The organism is Nitriliruptor alkaliphilus DSM 45188, from assembly GCF_000969705.1.
Lineage (GTDB): Bacteria > Actinomycetota > Nitriliruptoria > Nitriliruptorales > Nitriliruptoraceae > Nitriliruptor > Nitriliruptor alkaliphilus.
On sequence record NZ_KQ033901.1, the window covers coordinates 4780666 to 4795151 of the forward strand.

Below are 14486 nucleotides of genomic sequence, written 5' to 3' on the forward strand. Positions count from 1 at the left end.
TCACCCCGCCGAGCGCCCCAGCGGTGCGAGGAGCGCGGCGGCGGCGGTTCGGGCGGCGTCGTAGGCCACGTGGGCGAGCCGGCCGCCGGTGCTGGCCCGCCGGACCCCGAGCGCGGCGAGCTCGCTCGGTCCCGGGCCTCCGGGTAGCAGCAGGACGTTGACGGGTGCCTCGACGGTCTCCACGACGCGTCGCACCTCCTCGGCGTCGACGAGTCCGGGGGCGTAGAGGACGTCGGCGCCGGCATCCCGGTAGGCGAGCAGCCGGGTCAGGGTGTCGGCGAGGTCGTCACGTCCGTAGAGGTGGTTCTCGGCCCGGGCGGTGACCACGAGGCCGCTCTCCGCCGCAGCGTCGGCGGCAGCCGCGACGCGTCGTCGGGCCTCATCGAGGGGGATGATCCCGCCACGGTCGGGGACGTGGTCCTCGATCGAGATGCCACCCGCGCCGAGGTCCGCGAGCGCCCGAACGTTGGCGCGGATCTCGCCGTCGGTCGCCGCGAACAGGTGCTCGCTGTCGACGCTCACCGGCACGTCGACGGCCGCGACGAGCGCCGCGACGTGCGTCACCAGCTCGTCGAAGGTGACCTCCTGGTCGCGGCGGCCGAGCGATGCGGCGTGTCCCGAGCTGGTCGTCGCCAGCGCCGGCGGACCGAGCGCGGCCAGCTGGGTCGCCGATCCGACGTCCCAGGCGTTGGGCATGACGAAGAAGCCGTCGTCGTGGAGCGCGCGGAACCGCCGTGGTGCGCTCATCCGTCGGCCTCGTCCTCCTCGGCGAAGCGTTGGGCGACGGCGCGCCGGACGGCCCGTCTGGCCGCTTCGTGCATCGCCGCCTCGGACTCGGACTCGCGTGAGCCGTACGAGCCGGGCCGCACGTGCCCCTGGGCCCGAGCGGTCGAGGCCACGGCCTCGGCGACCACGGGTACGACGCCGCGGTCGAACGGTGAGGGGATGATGTAGTCGGGGGCGAGGTCGTCCCCGACCATCGAGGCGATGGCCTCGGCAGCGGCGATCTTCATCTCGTCGGTGACCGCGGTCGCGGCCGCGTCCAGCAGACCCCGGAACAGCCCCGGGAACGCCAGGACGTTGTTGATCTGGTTGGGGAAGTCGGACCGCCCGGTCGCCATGACCCGCACGTGGCCGCCCGCGACGTCCGGGTGGATCTCGGGGGTGGGGTTGGCCAGCGCGAAGACGATGCGGTCCTCGGACATGGTCTGGACCAGCTCGAGCGGCAGGGTGTTGGGACCCGACACGCCGACGAACACGTCCGCGCCGGCCAGGGCGACGTCCTTCTGCCCGCTCAGTTCGCGGGGGTTGACCTGTCGGGCGAGGCGACGCCGGATCGGGTCGGTGCCCTTGCGCTTGGCCTCGAGGATGCCCTCGAGATCGACCGGGACGATGTCCTCGATCCCGGCGGCCCGCAGCAGGTTGATGATGGCCACGCCCGCCGCACCGATGCCCTGGACCACGACACGCAGGGAGGCGAGGTCACGCCCGACGACCTTCGCGGCGTTGGTGAGCGCGGCCAGGACCACGATGGCGGTGCCGTGCTGATCGTCGTGGAAGACGGGGATGTCCAGGCGCTGGCGCAGCTTGCCCTCGATCTCGAAGCACCGGGGGGCCGAGATGTCCTCGAGGTTGATGCCACCGAAGCCGGAGGCGATGCGTGCCACGGTGTCGACGAAGACATCCGGGTCCTGCTCCTCGACCAGGATCGGGTACGCGTCGACGCCGCCGAAGGACTTGAGCAGCATCGCCTTGCCCTCCATGACCGGCAGGGAGGCGAGCGGTCCGATGTCCCCGAGGCCGAGCACCGCCGATCCGTCGGTGACCACCGCGACCGAGTTGGACCGGATCGTGAAGCGGTACGCGGCCACCGGGTCGTCGGCGATCAGACGACACACCTTGGCGACCCCGGGGGTGTAGACCAGGGCGAGGTCCTCGTTGTCGTGGACCTCCCGGGTCACCTCGACGCGGATCTTGCCGCCCTCGTGCGCGTTCAGGACGTCGTCGAGGATGGCGAGGACCTCGACGCCCTCGAGGTCGACCAGCGTCGCGGCGACCGTGTCGCCGTGGGCCTCGTCGCTGACGTCCACGCTGACGTCGCGGAAGATCACGTGACGCTGCTCGTCGACCCGTGCGGTGTCCACGACCTCCGCGCCGCAGGCGTCGATCGCCGAGGTGACGCGGCCGAGCATCCCCGGCGCGTTCTCGAGCGCGAGGCGGTAGGTCAACCTCTGGGTGAGCGGCGGCACGCGCGGGACCTCTCGTCGTCGCACGCCGTCACCGTTGGCGCGCGCCGCGCAGAGTAGGCCGGCGGGCCGGTGTGGCATCATCCGAGCCTCGCTGGCGTCCGGTCCGGCGAGCCCACCCTCCGCGCCGCAGGTTCCCTCGCGTGCGTACCCCCTCCCGACGGAGCGTCCTCCCGTGGTCACCGAGCTCGAACAGCGCGCCATCGACACCTACCGCACCCTCGCGATGGATGCGGTCCAGCAGGCCAACTCCGGCCACCCGGGCATGCCGATGGGGTGCGCCCCGCTCGCGTACGTGCTGTTCCGCGAGGTCCTGCGCCACGATCCCGCCGACCCGCACTGGGCCGGTCGCGACCGGTTCGTGCTGTCGGCCGGCCACGGCTCGATGCTCCTGTACGGGGCGCTGCACCTGGCGGGCTACGCGCGTCCGACCCTGGACGATCTGAAGCTGTTCCGCCAGCTCGAGTCGGTGACGGCCGGGCACCCCGAGAACTTCCTGCTCGACGGGGTCGAGACCACGACCGGCCCGCTCGGTCAGGGCTTCGCCAACGGGGTGGGGATGGCCCTGGCGGCCGAGCGCCTGGCCGCCGAGTTCGACCGCGACGGGTCCGACCTCGTCCAGAGCCGCGTCTACGGCATCGTCTCCGACGGGGACCTGATGGAGGGGGTGGCCTCCGAGGCGGCCTCGCTCGCGGGGCAGCTGCGTCTCGGTCGCATCACCTACCTCTGGGACGACAACGAGATCACCATCGACGGGTCCACCGATCTGGCGTTCGGCGAGGACGTCCTGGCCCGCTTCGACGCCTACGGGTGGCACACCGCGCGGGTGGCCGACGTCACCGACGTCGACGCGGTCCGCGCGGCGATCGCCGAGGCCGACGCCGACCCGCGGCCGTCGCTGATCGCGGTGCGCACGGTCATCGGGCACGGATCGCCGAACAAGGCGGGGACCTCGAAGTCCCACGGCGCGCCCCTCGGTCCCGACGAGATCGTCGCCACGAAGGCGGCGCTCGGCTGGCCCCACGACGAGCCGTTCACCGTCCCGGGCGACGTCCGTGACCACCTCGACGCCCGTGAACGTGGGGCGCAGCTGCACGCGGACTGGGACGCCCGCCTGGCCGCCTACCGCGACGCCCACCCCGACCTCGCGGCGGAGTTCGAACGACGGGTGATCCGTGGCGAGCTGCCGGCTGGCTGGACCGATGCGCTGCCGACCCTGGACCAGAAGGCGGCGACGCGCCAGCACTCGGGCGGGGTGATCAACGCCCTGGCGCCGGTCCTGCCGGAGCTGCTCGGCGGCTCGGCGGATCTGGCCGCGTCGAACAACACCGACATCGAGGGGGCGGGTGACTTCTCGGCCGACGACCGGCTCGGTCGCAACCTGCGCTTCGGGGTCCGTGAGCACGCGATGGCGTCGATGGCCAACGGCATGGCCCTGTTCGGTGGCGTCCTGCCCTACGTGGCCACGTTCCTGATCTTCACCGACTACTGCCGGCCGGCGATCCGCCTGTCGGCGCTGATGGGGACCAAGGTCGTCTACGTGATGACCCACGACTCCATCGGCCTCGGCGAGGACGGCCCGACCCACCAGCCGATCGAGCACCTGGCGGCTCTGCGGGCCATCCCAGGCCTGCAGGTGTTCCGTCCCGCCGACGGTGACGAGGTCGCCGCCGCGTGGCGGATCGCCATCGAGACCGACGGGCCGTCGGTCATCGCGCTGACCCGCCAGGGGCTGCCCCCGCTCGGCGACAAGCCCGCCGACGCCGTGGACCGTGGCGCCTACGTCCTGCGCGAGCTCGGGGTCGAGGACGGCGCTGACCCGGACGTGGTGCTGCTCGGGACGGGCTCCGAGGTGCAGTTGTGCGTCGCCGCCGCCGAGATCCTGGCGTCCGAGGGGACCGGCGTGCGCGTCGTGTCGGTCCCGAGCTGGGAGCGCTTCGCGGCGCTGGACCAGACCGATCGTGACGCGGTGCTGCCGCCGGCGGTGCGGGCCCGCGTGGCGGTCGAGGCCGGCACGCCGTTCGGCTGGGAACGGTTCACCGGCGACGCCGGCGCGATCGTCGGCATGGAGCGCTTCGGCGCCTCCGCCCCGGCCGAGAAGCTGTTCGACCTGTTCGGCTTCACCCCCGAGCACGTCGCCGACGTGGCCCGCGAGGTCCTGGCTCGCGTCCGCGGCTGACGTCGGTCAGCGGGGCGGCTGCTGCAGGTCGCCCCGCTGACGCTTCGGGACCAGTTCGAGGTTGCTGGCCTCCGCGCGCTGTGCACGGACGAGCCAGAACCGGGCGAGCAGGGCCATCGTCACCGTCGAGATCAACGCGGCGACCAGCGCGCCCTCCCAGCCGAGGTTCAGCTGCGTGAGCCCGATCAGCGGGCCGGTGAGCCACAGCCAGCGCCACAGCCGCTGCTGGCGGCGCGCGACCACCACCGCGTGCACCGCGAGCTTGCGGTCCTCGACCGCCCGCCCGCGGCTGACGGCACGGACCACCGCGCGGCGCTGGGCGAAGGGCAGCGCGGCGAACGCCCGCCGTTGACGCTTCACCGCGTCGTCGGTGCCACCACGTGCTCCCATCGTCGTCCTCTCGCTGGGCGGGCCTCGGAACGTCCCGGCGCCGAAGGGCTGGCCGGCGAGGGTAGGGCGCCGACGCCCTACGCTGTCGGGTCCGTCGCCCGAGCAGCCCACCGAGGAGCGCTCCCGTGTCCGTCGTTCGGATCAACGTCCTGGAGGTCCCCCCGGCTCGCGCCGAGGTGCTCGAGCAGCGCTTCGCCGCCCGTGCGGGTGAGGTCGAGAAGGTCGACGGCTTCGAGTCGTTCGAGCTGCTGCGGCCCACCGACGGCACCGACCGCTACCTCGTCGTGACCCGGTGGCGCGACCACGAGGCGTTCGAGGCGTGGATGTCGAGCCAGGCCTTCCAGAAGGGCCACGCCCAGGCCGGTGGTCCCCCGGCTGGCGGTCCTCCGGCCGGCGAGCAGCCGGGTGGCGGGCACCCCGGCGGCGCACCGGGCGGCGGACCGGCCGCGACGGGCTCGCAGCTGTGGAGCTTCGACGTGGTGACCTCGGCCACCAAAGCCTGACCCGCCGCGACCGGTCGCAGGCTCGGTCAGAGGCTGGAGCCGACCGCCCACGCGTCGATCCGGGCGAGGATGTCGCGCTGCAGGGCCTCCGGCGCGAACGAGGCCCGGATCGCGCGGCGCTGCAGCTCGGCGAGGTCGCGCCGTTCCAGCGCGCACAGCCGCCGCGCGTGGTCGAGTTCGGCGGTCAGCGTCGTGCTGAAGAACGGCGGGTCGTCGCTGTTGATGGTGACGTTCGCGCCGGCGGCCCACAGCTCGGGCAGCGGGTGGGCGTCGAGGTCGTCGACCAGCGACAGCGTGACGTTCGAAGACGGACAGATCTCGAGGGGTGTGGCGTCCCGCACGAGCCGGGCGAGCAGGTCGGCGTCCCGGACCGCCGCGATGCCGTGGCCGATGCGATCGGCGCCGAGGTCGTCGAGGGCAGCGCGCACGTTGTCGGGTGAACCGGTCTCGCCGGCGTGGACGGCGAGCCCGAGCCCGAGACGGTCGGCGGCCGTCCGCAGGTGAGCGAAGTCGCGCTCGTCCACCGAACCCTCGATGCCCGTGAGCCCGAGCCCCACGATCGGCGCCTCGTCCCCGTAGGTCTCCACCAGCGCCAGCGTCTCGTGCGACGCGTCGACGCCCAGGTTGCGGATGCTGTCGATGATGAGCCCCACCTGCGTGTCGGGCACCTCGGCGAACCCGTCGGCCACCGCCTGGAACATGGCGCGCGGCTCCATGCCCTGGCGCACCAACGTCAGCGCGGTGAAGGTCACCTCGGTCCAGCGCACCTGCTGGGCGGCCTGACCGCGGGCGAACGCCGCGGCGATCGTGGCGAGGTCGTCGGGGGTACGGACCAGACCGCTGGTGGCGAGGAAGGTCGCCACGAAGTGGTCGAAGTCACGGAACCGGCGCGGGTAGGCGCCGTGCTCCAGCTCGAGCACGGCGGCCGGGTCCTCGCCGTGCGCCTCGGCGAGGGCGCTCGCCGTCGCCGCGTCGACCGACCCTTCGAGGTGGACGTGCAGTTCGACCTTCGGGAGGGCGGCGAGGTAGGGGTCGACGGGCACGGGCGGCGCTTTCAGCGGGTGGACCGGCGGAGGCTAGCGCCGGACCCGCACGAGTTCGTGCGTGCTGCGCGCGACAGCGCGGCTGCGGCAGGCGCCCGGCAGGGGCCGGACGTCCGGTCCGCGAACCCTTCAGGTGTCGCCCCGAGTCCGGTCCGGTGCGGCTCGGCGGGACGGACGTGTTCGGAGGGGAACGCGTCCGTCCCGCCTCGCTTCGTGTTCGGGGAGGACCTCGCTCCCGCCGGTAGCATCGTCGGTCGCCCCCGCGCTGTTCGCGCGCCTGCTCGCGACCCGAGGACCATCCGATGCCCGACAGCCACGCCGACGAGCTCGCGGGTGCGCGCCGCCGCGTGGCCCAGCTCGTCCACGACCTCGACCTCGACGGCAAGCGTCTGCGCCTCGAGGAGCTCCAGGACCTCGCCGGCCAGCCCGACCTCTGGGACGACCCCGACCGCGCCCGCAGCGTCACCACCGAGCTGGCGGCGATCGAGCAGGAGGTCGCCCGTCTGGCCGGCCTGACCGAACGCATCGACGACCTCGAGGTGCTCGAACAGCTCGCCCAGGAGGAGGACGACGACTCCTCGTCCGCCGAGGTGGCTGCCGGGCTGGCCGCCATGGCCGCTGACCTGGACCGCTACGAGCTGGCCACGCTGCTGTCGGGTGAGCACGACAACGCCGACGCCATCGTCTCGGTCCACGCCGGCGAGGGTGGGGTCGACGCGATGGACTGGACCCAGATGCTGCTGCGGATGTACACCCGGTGGGCCGAGAACCACGGGTACGCCGTCGACGTCTACGACACCTCCTACGGCGAGGAAGCGGGCCTGAAGTCGGCGACCTTCGAGGTCAAGGGACCCGACGCCTACGGCTACCTCAACGCCGAACACGGCGTGCACCGCCTGGTGCGCATCAGCCCCTTCGACTCGCAGGCGCGCCGACAGACCTCGTTCGCGCTGGTCGACGTGGTCCCGATGCTGCCCGAACTCGACGAGGAGATCGACGTCCCCGACGAGGAGATCCGCGTCGACGTCTACCGCTCCTCGGGTCCCGGCGGGCAGAGCGTCAACACCACCGACTCGGCCGTCCGCCTGACCCACCTCCCGACCGGGGTGGTGGTCAGCTGCCAGAACGAGAAGTCCCAGCACCAGAACAAGGCGGCAGCGCTGCGCGTGCTGAAGGCCAAGCTCGCCGAGTTCGAGCGGCAGAAGCGAGCCGAGGAGCTCGACGACATCCGGGGCGGCAAGCAGAACGTCGGGTTCGGGTCACAGATCCGCTCCTACGTCCTGCACCCCTACCAGATGGTCAAGGACCTGCGCTCGGAGTTCGAGACCGGCAACGTCTCGGCCGTCCTCGACGGTGACATCGATGCGCTGCTCGAGTCCGAGCTGCGGCGCAGGGTCCGCGTGGCCGCCGAGAGCGACGACTGACCCGTCCACCGGGCAGCGGGTTCCCCCGTCCGTCCAGGTGCGCCGCTGCATGATGCCGGCGGGGTCGCTCGCTACCCTCGACGGTCGTCACGGCCGCGCGCTCGCGCGGCCCCTTCCCGTACGCCCTCACCGCCTACCGCGCGTCACCCCTTGCGCAGGCGCCGACGTCAGGGACCACCGGGTGATCACGCTCCAGAACGTCACCAAGACCTACAAGCGGGGCGAGGAGGGCGAGGTCGTCGCGCTCAAGGACCTCAGCCTCGAGGTCGGCAAGGGCGAGTTCGTCTTCGTCGTCGGCCCGTCGGGGTCCGGCAAGTCGACCTTCATGAAGCTGCTCACGCGCGAGCAGCTCCCGGACTCCGGTGAGCTGTGGGTCGCCGGCAAGAACCTCGCCAGCCTCCGCTCCTGGAAGGTGCCGATGCTCCGCCGCGAGATCGGTTACGTCTTCCAGGACTTCAAGCTCCTGCCCAACAAGACCGTGTACGAGAACGTCGCGTTCGCGCTCGAGGTCATCGGCAAGGCGCGCCGCGAGATCGACCAGCGCGTCCCCGAGGTGCTCGAGCTCGTCGGTCTCCAGGAGAAGGCGCACGCGCAGCCGCACGAGCTGTCCGGCGGTCAGCAGCAGCGCGTCTCGGTCGCTCGTGCCTTCGTCAACCACCCCCGCATCCTGCTGTGCGACGAGCCCACCGGGAACCTCGACCCGTCCACCTCGGTCGGGATCATGAAGCTGCTCGACCGCATCAACCGCACGGGCGCCACCGTCGTGATGGCGACCCACGACCAGCACATCGTCGACTCGATGCGCCGCCGCGTGGTCGAACTCGAGAACGGCGTCGTCGTCCGCGACCAGTCCCGCGGTGTCTACGGCTACGCCGGCTGACAGGAGCCCTCCTTGTCCGCACGTTGGCGCTACATCCTCGGTGAGGCCCTCGTCGGCCTGCGCCGCAACCTGCTGATGACCTTCGCGGTCATCCTCTCGGTCACGGTGTCGCTGACGCTGCTGGGAGCCTCGTTGCTGCTCTCGCAGCAGGTGACCCTCGCCACCGACGACTGGATGGACAAGGTCGAGGTCTCCATCTTCCTGTGCAACGAGCGCTCCTGTGGCGTCGACATCACCGAGGAGCAGCGCCAGCAGCTCCTCGACGACCTCGATGCCCAGCCGATCGTCGAGCAGGTCTTCTTCGAGTCGCAGGCCGACGCCTACGAGCGCTTCCGCGAGATGTTCAAGGACGATGCGGACGTGCGCGACGTCGTCGAACCGGACTCGTTGCCGGCCTCCTTCCGGGTCAAGCTCGAGGACCCCAGCGAGTTCGATGTCATCGCGCAACAGTTCGAGGCCTACCCGGGCGTCGAGGACATCGTCGACCAGCAGGAGCTGCTCGACGACCTGCTGCGCTTCATCGACGTCGTGCGTCGCGCCGCCTTCATCGTGGCCGGCATCCAGCTGGTCGCCGCCGGCGTCCTGATCGCCAACACCATCCGCGTGGCGGCGTTCGCCCGGCGCGAGCAGACCTCCATCATGAAGCTGGTCGGTGCGTCCAACTGGTACGTGCGGCTGCCGTTCCTGTTCGAGGGGATGTTCGCCGGCGCGCTCGGTGCGGTCCTCGCCTGGGGCCTGTTGATGCTCTCGGTGCCGCGGGTGGCCGCCAACCTGCGCGAGCAGGTCTCGCTGGTGCCGTTCATCGGCAGCAGCGCGGTCATCGCCATCGCACCGTGGATGCTGCTGGTCGGTGTGGGCATCGCAGCCGTCGCCTCCCTGATCGCCCTCCGCCGCTTCCTGGACGTCTGACACCTGAGGCCGTGCGTGCTCCCTCGATCCCTGGGGGGACTCGGTCCGCGCCACCGGCGATGACGTCTGACACCGGGCGTGCCCGGTGGTCCCTGCGCCCCCGCTCCGGCGGGGGCGCAGCGGTGTGCGCTGTTCGCGCCTCGGGTGGAGCCGGGGCGGCTGCGCGTCGATGTCACGGGAGGTGACCTGTGTGACTGCTGTTGTGGACGTACTCGTTTGTGGCAGGATGTGGCAGGGGTACCGTCGAGGGTGATGTGCGTCACCCAGCCCACGTCCGGCCTCGGCCGGCTGACGGAGAAGGTGGCGCGTGCGTCGTTGGTCCCGGGTGGTGGTGGCGATCGGCTGCCTGGCGCTGCTGTCGTCGAGCGCGTCCGCGCAGACCACGCTCGAGGAACGCCTCGACGAGTCCGCGACCGAGCGCTCCCAGACCGCGGAGCAGCTGGCCGAGGCCAAGGCCGCCGAGGGCGACGCCCGCGCCCGGCTGGACGAGGCCGAGCGTCGTTTCGCGTCCGCGACGGCCGAGCTCGAGGCCGTCGAGCGTGCCCTGGAGATCGCGACCGAGAAGCGTGACCGTGCCCGGTCGGAGGCCCGCCGACTGCGCACCGAGCTGGCCGCCATCGAGGCGGAGCTGGTCGAGACCGAGGCTGAGCTCGACGAGGTCCGCGGACGGTTCGATGCCCGGGTGGCGGGCGCCTTCAAACGGGGTGCGGTGTCGACCGAGGCGGCCCTCGTCGGGCAGCTGCTCGCCTCCGAGGACATCACCGTAGCCCTGGTGACGGCCCCCTTCCTCACGGCGGTGCTGGACGCTGACCGGCGCATCGTCGCCGACGTCCAGGACCTGGTCGCCACCGTCCAGCGGCAGCGCGGCACGGCCGCCCAGCTGCGGGTCGCCGCCGAACGTGAGGCCCGCGAGGCTGACGGCCAGGCCGAGGAGGTGGCCCGCCGGGTCGCCGAACAGCGCGAGCTGACGGCCGAGGTCGAGGCGCAGCGCGAGGAGCGCAACGCCGCGCTCGAGGCGATCGAGAACGACCGGCGCGCCATCGAGGACCACCTCGCGGGCATCGAGCGCGAGGCGGCCGGCATCCAGCAGCAGATCGAGGAGCTCGCCCGGCAGCGCGCCGAGGAGGCCCGGCAGCGTGAAGAGGCGCGCCTGCGCGACGAGGCCCGCCAGCGCGAGGAGGCCGCCCGCCAGCGTGAGGAGGCCGCCCGCGAGCAGGAGGACGGCGCGGACGCCCCGGAGGAGGGCGGCACGCCCGCACCGCCGTCGACGTCGCCGCCACCGCCGTCCGGCACCGGCGACTGGGGCTGGCCGAACTCCTGCCGGCGGGTGACCTCGTACTACGGCTCGCGCGACATCGTCGGCGGCTCGCGCAACCACATGGGCGTCGACATCGCCTGCACCCGCGTGATGGGGGCGAACCCACCGATCCTCGCCAGCCGTGCCGGCGTCGTGTCACCCATCCAGTGCGGTGGCGGGTACGGCGTCTGTCTGGTGATCGACCACCTCGACGGGGACTTCTCCCTCTACGCCCACATGTCGAGCACCGCCGTGGCCCGCGGTACCTCGGTCGGGGCCGGCCAGGTGATCGGCTACGAGGGCTCGACGGGCAACTCCACCGGTCCGCACCTGCACTTCGAGCTGTGGAAGGCGGGGGTCAAGGTCGATCCGTGCCCGTACATCGGTTGCTGACCGGGGGGCGGTCGCGTCCCGGCCGCAGCGGCGCGGTCGGTAGCATCGTCAGCTATGGCGAAACCACGCAAGCAGGGCAGCGACGGCGGCGGCATCAAGATCGCGGCCCAGAACCGGCGTGCCTCGTTCGACTACTTCCTCGACGACCGCTTCGAGGCTGGCCTCGTGCTGCAGGGCACGGAGGTCAAGACGCTGCGCGGTGGGAAGGGCTCGCTCGCCGAGGCGTGGGTCAAGATCGACGGCGACGGCGAGGCCTGGCTGATGCAGGCCCACATCCCCGAGTACGAGTTCGGCAACCGCAACAACCACGATCCGGTCCGGCCGCGCAAGCTCCTGCTGCACCGCACCGAGATCGACCGCCTCGCCCACGAGGTGGGGGCCCAGGGCGTGACGCTGGTGCCGACCAAGCTGTACTTCAAGGAGGGGCGGGCCAAGCTCGAGTTCGCGGTCGGCCGCGGCAAGAACGTGGCCGACAAGCGGCAGGCTGCCGCCAAGAAGGACGCCAAGCGCGACATCGAGCGGGCCCTGAAGGAACGCGGCCGCCGCTGACGGGCGGTCGTGACGCCGCCGTGTGACCTCCGGCCCTGTGGCACGCGTGCACGGTGCGGCTTGCGTGGCCAGGTGTTCGGTCGATGGTCCCCGAACGGACACCCCGTCGAGGCCACCCCTTGACACGGTGGCGTACGATGCCAGGCCCGGCGAGGCCGGGATCCTTGAGAACTGCAGAGCGTCGATGCAAGCCCGACACGGGGCTGACATGGTCTCGACCGTGGTCAGTCCGTGGTCGTGAGAGCGTGCCGAGGGTGCCTGACGCGACCTCGTTAATCCTGCGCCAGGAACTCTAGATGCCAACGATGATCTGGCTCTCGCAGCTTAAACACCTGCGACGATCCCCCTCCGATGCTCGGTAAGGGGTGCGGATCGACATCACCGAGCTCCACCCGCTGACTTCGACCGTCGAGCGCAGCGGGGACACCTGAGACGGTGTGGGTCACGGAAGCTGTCTGGTCGAGGAGCACCGTGCCCGAGATGATCCACGACCTACGCACGTAGAGCTCACAGCTGCGGGACCGCGGGACCCGGGTTCGACTCCCGGCAGCTCCACCAGTCACACCCCGGCAACAACCACCAGACTTCGGGCGCCGTGCCGATCGCATGGCGACCCACCCAGCTCGTGCGATGGACGACCGCCGGCCAGGCCACCAAGGGCCGACCGGCGGGGATGGGCGACCGGCCGTGACACCGCAAGGGTGTCGCGGAACGGGTCTCATCCAGGTTCATCTCACGGATCCAAGGCGCATCGACGCCTGCGGAAGACGCAGACCCCGCCTCTCAGAGGCGGGGTCTCGTCGTGTCTCGGTCGTCTCGGGTTGCGTGTCAGCCGCAGCGTCGGTCCCGCCCGGGTGGGACCGTGCCCGTGCGCGGGTGCGGCTTGCAGTTCGGGTGCGTGGCGTCGCCGCCGTCCCCGCCGTCCCCGCCGTCCCCGCCGTCCCCGCCGTTGCCTCCGTCGCCGCTGACGGTGATCGTCACCGTCTCGCTGGCGATGACGCGGCCGCGATCCTCCCAGTCGATGCGGAGCTCGTGGGTCCCGGCCTCCAGCGTCGCTTCGACGGCGAACGTGTCCGCCGACCGACGCGTCCAGACGTCCTGGCTGCCGATGAAGGCACCGTCGGCGTGGACCAGGATCGCTTCGGTCGCGGGTGTTCCCTCGTCGTCACCGCCCTTGCTCGTCGTCGCGTGCTCGGCGACCAGCAGGTTCGGGCTCAGCCAGGGGGAGAAGACCTCCGTCCACGCCAGGACGCCGAGGGTGGCGGTGGACACCGACCCGATCAGGTCCGCGGAGGTGCTCGTCGATGAGGACGTCGCCGTGTCGCCACCGGAGGTGTGGGGGTTCCAGGTGGGCTCGTCGTCGTCGTGGCGCTCGGCCGTGCCGGTGACGGTGAACGTGCTGTCGGCGGTGGTCCCGTTCGCGGGCGAGGTGATCGTCAGGACGTGGTCCGCGCGAGCGGGCTCGGGGGACCACGCCGTCCGCTCTCCCGGGATCACGCCGAGGTCGGGCTGGGGGCAGTCCCACGGGTCACCCGTGGCCGACGCGTACCAGTGGTCGCGCGGGTGCTGGACGTGGAAGGCGTTTCCGAAGCCGGACGGGTCGATGTCACCGGCCTGGTCGTTGGCGAGCAGGATGTTGTCCTCGCCGATGGTGCCGTCGCCGGTGGTGTCGACGTACTCGCTCATCCGGGTGGCGAACACCTCGACGTCCAGGGTCGAGACGCACTTGGTCCGGCCCGGCGGGTCGTCGGTGTAGGCCATGATGTCCCAGGTCGGGACGGTCCTGCTGGTGTGGTCCAGCGCGTCGCCCACGTGGCCGAGGGTGAGGCAGTGCCCGACCTCGTGGGCGACCAGGTTGAACAGGCCGAACGGGAGGTTGACGAGCGGGTTCTCGTAGTCGACGTCCATGCCGGGGGTGGGGTCGATCGCCCCGTTGACCGCGAAGCAGATGTTGCCGCCGGCCCCGTCGCAGTCCTCCTGGTAGTAGGTGCCGGTGTCCTGCCCGTGGTGGTCGTCGAAGCCGGGCAGCGCCTGCCACTGCGCGAGCTCGAACGGGTTCTCGATGCCGTGGCAGGGGCCGTCACCGGTGCCCTCGATGCCGAAGAACTCGAGCAACAGGCTGGAGAAGTCCAGGGGGTCGATGCCGATGCCGATGCCGCCGACGGGGTTGGTGGAGATGACGACGATCTCGGGGTCCCACAGCGGGTAGGTGGAGAAGTCCTCGGTGCCTTCCCCGGTGGTCAGATCGATGTGGTTGACCGCGATGCGGAACTCGACGGTGTCCGCCAGCCAGTCCATGCCCATCTCGCGGGCCAGGAAGTCGATCCCGCCGGCCCACATCTCCACCGCCTGGGTCTGGATGCGTGCGTCACGTTCGGCGAACGGCGAGACGGGGACCACGACGAGGACGTCGATCTTCGGGGTGTCCAGCGCGTTGAGCCCCGTACGCATGTGGTAGCAGTCGCTGACGTCCATGTCCGTGACGCAACCGGGGGGCAGGTTCCCCTCCCCGAAGTACGGGCCGGACCACCGATCCGCGGGACTGGCGGTCGCGGCGGGCACCACGACGAGCAGCGAGAGCACGAGGGTGAGGAGCAGCGTCAGACGGGTGCGCATGCGAAGACCCTGGGTCTGGCCCGGTGACCCGAACTGCGGGGTGGCAGGGGATCGGCC

12 protein-coding genes and 1 other RNA gene are annotated in these 14486 nt (G+C 71.7%); 8 read left to right on the top strand and 5 right to left on the bottom strand.

Going from position 1 to position 14486, the window contains the following annotated elements; translation table 11 throughout:
- Together NITAL_RS22135 and NITAL_RS22140 are read right to left on the bottom strand one after the other, a co-directional pair.
- A complete protein-coding gene (locus NITAL_RS22135; RefSeq protein WP_052668479.1) occupies positions 1-747 on the bottom strand; it encodes an isocitrate lyase/PEP mutase family protein in 747 nt (248 codons plus the stop codon).
- On the bottom strand, positions 744-2273 hold the full coding sequence (locus tag NITAL_RS22140; RefSeq protein WP_245617701.1) for an NAD-dependent malic enzyme: 1530 nt from the start codon (positions 2271-2273) through the stop codon (positions 744-746). Before NITAL_RS22140 ends, NITAL_RS22135 begins: the two co-directional genes overlap by 4 nt.
- Before the next feature lie 148 nt (positions 2274-2421).
- Between NITAL_RS22140 and tkt the strand changes: the two genes are divergently transcribed.
- Positions 2422-4425, top strand: coding sequence for a transketolase (gene tkt, locus NITAL_RS22145; RefSeq protein WP_052668480.1), 2004 nt, complete (start codon positions 2422-2424; stop codon positions 4423-4425).
- A gap of 6 nt (positions 4426-4431) precedes the next feature.
- Here tkt and NITAL_RS22150 read toward each other — a convergent pair whose 3' ends face one another.
- Positions 4432-4785 carry a hypothetical protein gene (locus NITAL_RS22150; RefSeq protein WP_157042030.1) on the bottom strand — a complete coding sequence of 118 codons (354 nt, stop codon included), beginning with the start codon at positions 4783-4785 and terminating at the stop codon, positions 4432-4434.
- 155 nt (positions 4786-4940) lie between these two features.
- Between NITAL_RS22150 and NITAL_RS22155 the strand changes: the two genes are divergently transcribed.
- Positions 4941-5318: an antibiotic biosynthesis monooxygenase family protein gene (locus NITAL_RS22155; protein ID WP_052668482.1), complete on the top strand. Its 378-nt coding sequence runs from the start codon at positions 4941-4943 to the stop codon at positions 5316-5318.
- Between the two features lie 26 nt (positions 5319-5344).
- On the opposite strand, the gene add is transcribed toward NITAL_RS22155, so the two are convergent.
- On the bottom strand, positions 5345-6361 hold the full coding sequence (gene add, locus NITAL_RS22160) for an adenosine deaminase (protein ID WP_052668483.1): 1017 nt from the start codon (positions 6359-6361) through the stop codon (positions 5345-5347).
- A 302-nt stretch (positions 6362-6663) separates the two neighbouring features.
- Here add and prfB point away from each other — a divergent pair, with 302 nt between their 5' ends.
- The 6 genes from prfB (at position 6664) to ssrA (ending at position 12371) form a co-directional block, all read left to right on the top strand.
- Complete coding sequence (gene prfB / locus NITAL_RS22165; protein WP_052668484.1) at positions 6664-7785, top strand: peptide chain release factor 2; 1122 nt, start codon at positions 6664-6666, stop codon at positions 7783-7785.
- Between the two features lie 181 nt (positions 7786-7966).
- Complete coding sequence (ftsE, locus tag NITAL_RS22170) at positions 7967-8665, top strand: cell division ATP-binding protein FtsE (RefSeq protein WP_052668485.1); 699 nt, start codon at positions 7967-7969, stop codon at positions 8663-8665.
- 12 nt (positions 8666-8677) lie between these two features.
- Positions 8678-9574: a permease-like cell division protein FtsX gene (gene ftsX, locus NITAL_RS22175; RefSeq protein WP_052668486.1), complete on the top strand. Its 897-nt coding sequence runs from the start codon at positions 8678-8680 to the stop codon at positions 9572-9574.
- Positions 9575-9881: 307 nt separating this feature from the next.
- Positions 9882-11264 carry a murein hydrolase activator EnvC family protein gene (locus NITAL_RS22180; protein WP_157042031.1) on the top strand — a complete coding sequence of 461 codons (1383 nt, stop codon included), beginning with the start codon at positions 9882-9884 and terminating at the stop codon, positions 11262-11264.
- Positions 11265-11318: 54 nt separating this feature from the next.
- Complete coding sequence (smpB, locus tag NITAL_RS22185) at positions 11319-11813, top strand: SsrA-binding protein SmpB (RefSeq protein ID WP_052668488.1); 495 nt, start codon at positions 11319-11321, stop codon at positions 11811-11813.
- A gap of 199 nt (positions 11814-12012) precedes the next feature.
- Positions 12013-12371: a transfer-messenger RNA gene (ssrA, locus tag NITAL_RS26765) on the top strand.
- A 270-nt stretch (positions 12372-12641) separates the two neighbouring features.
- On the opposite strand, the gene NITAL_RS22190 is transcribed toward ssrA, so the two are convergent.
- Positions 12642-14429, bottom strand: coding sequence for a hypothetical protein (locus NITAL_RS22190; RefSeq protein ID WP_052668489.1), 1788 nt, complete (start codon positions 14427-14429; stop codon positions 12642-12644).
- Positions 14430-14486: the final 57 nt, after the last annotated feature.

Bases quoted from the DNA above. Each gene is read 5' to 3' on its own strand.
- smpB (WP_052668488.1), top strand. From the start codon at position 11,319: ATGGCGAAACCACGCAAGCAGGGCAGCGACGGCGGCGGCATCAAGATC.
- prfB (WP_052668484.1), top strand. From the start codon at position 6,664: ATGCCCGACAGCCACGCCGACGAGCTCGCGGGTGCGCGCCGCCGCGTG.
- NITAL_RS22190 (WP_052668489.1), bottom strand. From the start codon at position 14,429: ATGCGCACCCGTCTGACGCTGCTCCTCACCCTCGTGCTCTCGCTGCTC.
- NITAL_RS22135 (WP_052668479.1), bottom strand. From the start codon at position 747: ATGAGCGCACCACGGCGGTTCCGCGCGCTCCACGACGACGGCTTCTTC.